Origin of the sequence: Actinosynnema sp. NPDC023658, assembly GCF_040639995.1 — a bacterium.
In the GTDB taxonomy this organism is placed as follows: Bacteria; Actinomycetota; Actinomycetes; order Mycobacteriales; family Pseudonocardiaceae; genus Actinosynnema.
Genome location: NZ_JBFAAX010000352.1, coordinates 1 through 6,097 on the forward strand (window position 1 = coordinate 1; position 6,097 = coordinate 6,097).

Consider the following 6,097-nt stretch of genomic DNA (forward strand, 5'->3'; position numbering starts at 1 on the left):
GCCCGCACCGGTGGGGGTGCGGGCCGTCGGGACCGGGTCGTCAGCTGTAGAGCTCGTCGTACCGCGACGCGTGCGCGGCGTGCACGACCTTGCGCTTGACCTTCAGCGTCGGCGTCAGCTCGCCGTCGTCCTGGCTCAGGTCGCGGTCCAGGATCGTGAAGCGCTTGACCTGCGAGACGTGGGCGAAGTGGGTGTTCGCCTCGTCCACGACCTCCTGGACCAGCGCGCGGACCTCGGGCGTGCGGGCCAGGGTGGGCAGGTCGGTCGGCATGCCCCGGGCGGCGGCCCACGGGACGACCTCGTCCCGGTCGAGGGTGATCAGCGCGACCAGGTACGGCTTGAGGTCGCCGTACACCACCGCGTGCGACACCCAGCGGGACTGGCGGAGCTGGTTCTCGACGTTCGCGGGCGCGATGTTCTTGCCGCCGGCGGTGATGATGATGTCCTTCTTGCGGCCGGTGATCGTGACGAAGCCGTCCTCGTCGACCTCGCCCAGGTCCCCGGTGTGCAGCCAGCCGTCCGTGAGCACCTCGGCGGTGGCGGCGGGGTTGTTCCAGTAGCCCGCGAACACGTGCGGCCCCCTCAGCAGGATCTCGCCGTCCTCGGCCAGCTCCACCTCCAGGCCGGCGATCCCGTACGTGCCGACGGAGCCCAGCTTGTGCCGCGCCAGCGTGTTCACCGTGCCGACGCCCGTGGACTCGCTCATGCCGTAGCCCTCCAGCACCGGCACGCCCGCCGCCGAGAAGAACTCCAGCACCTCGACCGAGATGGGCGCCGCACCGGACAACGCCTGCCGCAGCCTGCCGCCGAAGATCCCGCGCACGCGGGCGAAGACCGGGTCCACCCGCTCGAACGCGTCGGCCAGGTCGGGCGGCACGGGCTGACCGGCGGCCCGCAGCCGGCGCACCGCCAGCCCGACCCGCACCGCTTGGCGCAGCTGGTCGTCCGGCACACCGGCCGTCGCGGCGGTGTAGATCTTCTCGAAGATCCGGGGCACGGACGGCAGGAACGTCGGCCGCACCTGCGCCAGCTCCGCCACGACCTTCGAGGGGTCACCGCCGTAGAACGCCACCGCATGGCCGGTGTGGAGCGCGCCCAGGTGCACGATCTGCGCGAACACGTGCGCCAGCGGCAGGAACAGGTAGGCGACGTCGTCCGGCAGGACGTAGGACAGCTCCTCGCTGAGCCGGCACATGGTCAGCCAGTTGCGGTTGGTCAGCACGCAGCCCTTGGGCGGGCCGGTGGTGCCCGAGGTGTAGATGATCACGGTCGGGTCGTCGGGGTCGATCGCGGCCCGGCGGTCGTCCAGCTCGCCGGGCAGGGGCGACGTGCGGCCCTGCGAGCGGAGGTCGTCCAGGCCGCCGTCCTCGATGACGACGACGTCGCGCAACGCGGGCACCCGGTCGCGGATCGAGTCGACCTTGTCCCGCTGCGCGGCGGTCTCCGCGACCAGCAGCACCGCGCCCGAGTCCCCGATGATCCACGCGCACTCCTCCGGCGCGCTGGACGGGTAGATCGGCACCACGATCCCGCCCGCCGCGAGCACCGCCAGCTCCACCGCCGACCACTCGGGCCGGGTGTCCGACAGCACGCACACCCGGTCGCCCGGCTCGACGCCCAGGTGCACCAGGCCGGACGCCAGCTCCATGACCCACTCCGCGACCTCGGTGAACGTCAGGTCCTGCCACCGGCCGTCGCGGTGGAAGCGCCACGCCACCCGGTCGTCGTGCGCCTGGGCGGCCACGAAGGGCAGGTCGGCGATGACGCGCGCCGTGGTCAAGGGCATGGCGGTGCTCCTCACTGAGCTGGAGTCGGGGTCGGGAACTCGGACGGGCACGGGGACGGCGACCGGACGGGGCCGACGTCCACGCGGACGCCGTTGAGCACGGCGGTGCCGGACAGCGGGTCCACCGCGAGGTCGTCGGTGAGCAGGTTGACGTTGACGCCGGGGTGGGCGCGGGCCGTGGCCAGGCGGGTGCCGGGCCGGTCGTGGCCCCAGCCGTGCGGCAGGCTGACCACGCCGGGGGCCAGGTCGGCGCTGACCTCCACGGTCGCCTCGACCTCGCCCACCCGGGACGTGACCCGCGCCGGACCGCCGTGCTCCAGGCCGAGCCGCGCGGCGTCGGCGGGGTTCACCAGCAGCGTGCACAGCGGCTTGCCCTTCACCAGCGCGGGCACGTTGTGCAGCCACGAGTTGTTGGACCGCAGGTGCCGCCGCCCGATCAGCACCAGGCCGTCGGCGGGCGCGCGCAACGCGGCCAGCACGCGGGGCACGTCGGCCGCGATCGGCGCCGGGCACAGCTCCACCCGGCCGGACGGGGTGCGCAGGACTTCCGGCAACCGGCTGGTCAACGGCCCGAGGTCGACGCCGTGCGGCCGGTCGAGCAGGTCGGCCACCGACAGCCCGTACGGGCCGGACCGCAGGCGCGCGTCGAGCAGCCGCTCCTCGCGCGAGAGGTCCGCGTCGCCGGTCAGGCCGACCAGCGCGTCGAGGTCGGCGTCGGGGCCGAGGCCCGCGAGGATCCCGGTCAGCCGCAGCAGGATCTCGCCCTCGTCGCGCTCGTCCGGGCCGAGCGGCACGGCGGCACGGGAGTACTTGGCGACGTTGCGGACCGCCAGCGAGAGGAACGCGAGGTCGTAGTGCGCGCGCCTGCTCGGCGGCGGTGGCGGCAGGATCACGTCGGCGTGCCGGGTGGTCTCGTTCAGGTACGGGTCGACCGACACCATGAAGTCCACAGTGGACAGAGCGGCGTCGAGGCGGCCCGAGTTCGGCACGGACAGCGCGGGGTTGCCCGCGACCGTCACCAGCGCCCTGACCCGGCCTTCACCGGGGGTCTCGATCTCGTCGGCCAGCGTGACGGCGGGCAGCTCGCCGGCCACCTCGGGCAGGCCGCGGACCCGGCTGCGCCACCGCCCGGTGGTGAAGCCCCTGCCCGTCCCGGTGCCGCGCCGCGCGTGGGCGGGCAGCGGGAACATCGCGCCGCCGGGCCGGTCCAGGTTCCCGGTGAGGACGTTCAGCACGTCGACCAGCCAGCTCGCGACCGTGCCGAACTCGACCGCGGTCGTCCCGATCCGCCCGTAGACGGCCGCGCGGGGCGCCGCGGCGAGCCGGTGGGTCAGCGCCCGGATGTCGGCCGCGTCGATGCCGCACCGCGACGCCACCGCTTCCGGGGTGAACGGCTCGCTCAGCTCGCGCACCTCGTCCACGCCGACCACGTGCGGCGCGAGGACCCCGAGGTCGACCAGGGACGCGGCGAACAGCTCGTTCACCATGGCCAGCAGGAGGAACACGTCCGTGCCCGGCACGATCGGCAGGTGCCGGTCGGCGGCCGCGGCGGTGCGGCTGCGGCGCGGGTCGACCACGACGAACGCCCCGCCGCGCGCCCGGAGCGCCTTGAGCCGTCCCGGCGCGTCCGGCACGGTCCACAGGCTGCCGTTGGAGGTGAACGGGTCCGCGCCGAGCAGCAGGAGGAAGTCCGTGCGGTCGATGTCGGGCACCGGGATGCTGAAGATCCCGCCGTAGAGCAGGCCGCACGCCACGTGCTTGGGCATCTGGTCGACGGTGGCGGCGGTGAAGACGTTGCGCGAGCCGGACGCCTTGCGCAGCCCCGGCACGTACAGGCCGGCGGCCAGGGAGTGCACGGTCGGGTTGCCCAGGTACAGCGCCACCGCGTCCCGGCCGTGCTCGGTGATGACCGCGTTCAGCCGCCGGTCGACCAGGGCGAACGCCTCGTCCCACGACACGGGCTCGAACCGGTCGCCACGCCGGGCCACGGGCGTGCGCAGGCGGTCGGGGTCGGCGTCCAGCGCGCCGAGGGACGCGCCCTTCGGGCACAGGAACCCGCCGCTGAACGGGTCGTGCCGGTCGCCCCGGACGGCGGTCACCCGGTCGTCCTCGACGGTCAGCTCCAGGCCGCAGGTGGCCTCGCACAGCGGGCAGGTCGTGTAGGCGGTGCGCATGCGGCTCCTCAGCGGGTGGTCCGGGTCGGTGGCGTGGCGTGCGGGGAGCGCGGGCGAGGCGTCGGCAGGAGGTGCGGCAGGGGGTGCAGGCGGCCGGCGGCGGTCAGCCCGGTCAGCTCGCTCAGCGCGGCGACCACCATCTCCGGGCGGGCCAGGCAGTCGGTGAGGCGGAACCCCACGACGGCCCGCGACCCGAGCCGCACCGGGTCGACGTCGACCGGCTCGCCGTGGCAGACGAGCCGCCCGAAGGGGGCCAGCACGGCGAGCGCGCCGTCCACCAGGCCGGGGTCCACCGGCCGGGTGCCCACGCCACGAGCCCCGCCGACCCCGCCGATCACCGGATGAGTCACCGGCAGGCCCACCACGACGTCCGCCAACCCGGCGACCGGCAGCCGTTCACCCAGGTCGGGCGCGGTCGAGTCGAGGGCCGCGTCCGCGCCCAGCCGCAGTGCCAGCCGGCGTTGGGCCTGGGTCGCCGCGGTGGCCACCACGCGCCCCGCGCCGAAGCTCACGGCCAGCTGCACGGCCATCCCGCCGACCCCGCCCGCCGCGTCGTGCACCACCACCGACTCACCCCGCCGCAGGTGCGCGCACGTCCGCAGCAGGTGCCACGCGGTCACGCCGTGAGCCGCCAGGGCCAGCGCCGCTGCGTCGTCGACCTCGGCGGGCAGTGGGAAGCCGAAGCCGTCGAACGACAGCTCCCGACGCCCCGCCCTCGCGACGACCTCCACGTCACCCAGGCAACACGCCCGGGTTACCGACCGGTTAGTGCGGAGTCCACGACAACTAAGCGCGAAGGCCGGGCGTCGGCGCTCAGGCGCGGCCGTCCAGGACGCGGGCCAGCTCCAGCCGCGAGGACACGTGCAGCTTGGCGTAGATGCGGGACAGGTACACCTCGATGGTGCGCGGGCTGTAGTGCAGCGCGGCGGCGATGTCGCGGTTGCGCATCCCCTGCTGCACGAGCCGGGCGACGTTCTCCTCCGCCTCGGTCAGCACGCCGGGGGCCTTGGCCCGCGCCCGCGGCACCTTCGCGCCCAGCTCGCGCAGCCGACCACCGGCCTGGCGGCGCAACCCGTGCGCCCCGAGCCGCTGGAACACCGCGTACGCGTCCAGCAGCTCCGGCACGGCGGCGCGCTCGACCAGGCCGAGCGCCAGCTGCGCCCGCGCCTTCTCGAACACCAACCCGCCCGCCTCCGCCTCGCGCACCGCCTCCCGCAGCACGACGGCGTCCCGCTCGGTCAGCCCGATCACCCGCCGGACCGTCGTACGCGTCCACGGGGCCACTCGATCAGCGGACACGACCCGCAGCCGCTTCACCGTCTGCCGAGCCTCTTCCACCCGGTCGTGGGCCAGGTCCAGCTCGATCAGGCGACCCAGCAGCACGCAGCTGTACGCGGTCATCCCGTCGTCGTCCACGGCCTCGACCAGGGCCGTCCGCGCACCCTCGACGTCACCGCGCGCGGCGAGGTAACCGGCCATCGCCAACGCGTGCAGGCGGGACATGTTCGGGCTGGTCGGGACGGGCAGGGCGGCCAGCCGGGCGGCGACGTCCAGCTCACCGCGCCACGTGCGCACCTCCAGCTCGATCGCGCGCAGGCCGTCGAGCATCATCAGCTCCTGGCGCGACCCCAGCTCGGCGGCGGCCCGGCCCACGCGTTCCAGGCACGCGTCCCACGCGCCGCCGAACCAGTCCAGCGCCACCCGCGCCATCTCCAGCTCACCGCGGAAGGCGTGCCCGCCGGTCCGCTCGCGCAGCTCCTCCGCCCGCCGCAGCCGCCACGACGCGTCGTGCACCAGGCCGGCCAACGCCCCGGTGGACGCGCCGACGGCCAGCGCCTGCAGCTCCAGGGCGGGCTGGCCGTCCGCCGAACGCAGGGAGCGGTTGGCGTAGTCGACCGTCCGGTCGTGCCGGAACAGCATCGACGTGATCATCGCCAGCCGGTCGAACACGACCACGCCCTCGGCGGCGGAGGTGAACGGCATGGCCTCGATCCGGTCCGCGGCGGCCAGCGCCTCGGCGTGACGTCCGGTGAACACGAGCAGCAGCGCGCGCTGGGCGTGCAACGCGGCCGGTGCGTCACCCGTCGCCACCTCCGCGTCGGCCAGCCGCAACGCCTCGGTCAACCGGCCCAGCAGG

4 protein-coding genes are annotated in these 6,097 nt (G+C 74.8%); all 4 read right to left on the reverse strand.

Annotation, left to right across the window (positions count from 1 at the left end; all coding sequences use genetic code 11):
* Nucleotides 1-40: 40 nt before the first annotated feature.
* Nucleotides 41-1,786, reverse strand: a complete 1,746-nt coding sequence (locus tag AB0G02_RS26105) for a long-chain fatty acid--CoA ligase (protein WP_360798386.1) — start codon at nucleotides 1,784-1,786, stop codon at nucleotides 41-43.
* Nucleotides 1,787-1,797: 11 nt separating this feature from the next.
* Complete coding sequence (locus AB0G02_RS26110; protein WP_360798389.1) at nucleotides 1,798-3,960, reverse strand: molybdopterin oxidoreductase family protein; 2,163 nt, start codon at nucleotides 3,958-3,960, stop codon at nucleotides 1,798-1,800.
* A gap of 8 nt (nucleotides 3,961-3,968) precedes the next feature.
* Nucleotides 3,969-4,691, reverse strand: coding sequence for a zinc-binding dehydrogenase (locus AB0G02_RS26115; RefSeq protein ID WP_360798392.1), 723 nt, complete (start codon nucleotides 4,689-4,691; stop codon nucleotides 3,969-3,971).
* A gap of 82 nt (nucleotides 4,692-4,773) precedes the next feature.
* Nucleotides 4,774-6,097 (reverse strand): LuxR C-terminal-related transcriptional regulator (locus tag AB0G02_RS26120; protein ID WP_360798395.1); only part of this gene is annotated, 1,324 nt, incomplete at its 5' end.

What these genes read in the sequence shown, in the direction of transcription:
- AB0G02_RS26110 (WP_360798389.1), bottom strand. Translation starts at nt 3,960, where the DNA reads ATGCGCACCGCCTACACGACCTGCCCGCTGTGCGAGGCCACCTGCGGC.
- AB0G02_RS26105 (WP_360798386.1), bottom strand. Translation starts at nt 1,786, where the DNA reads ATGCCCTTGACCACGGCGCGCGTCATCGCCGACCTGCCCTTCGTGGCC.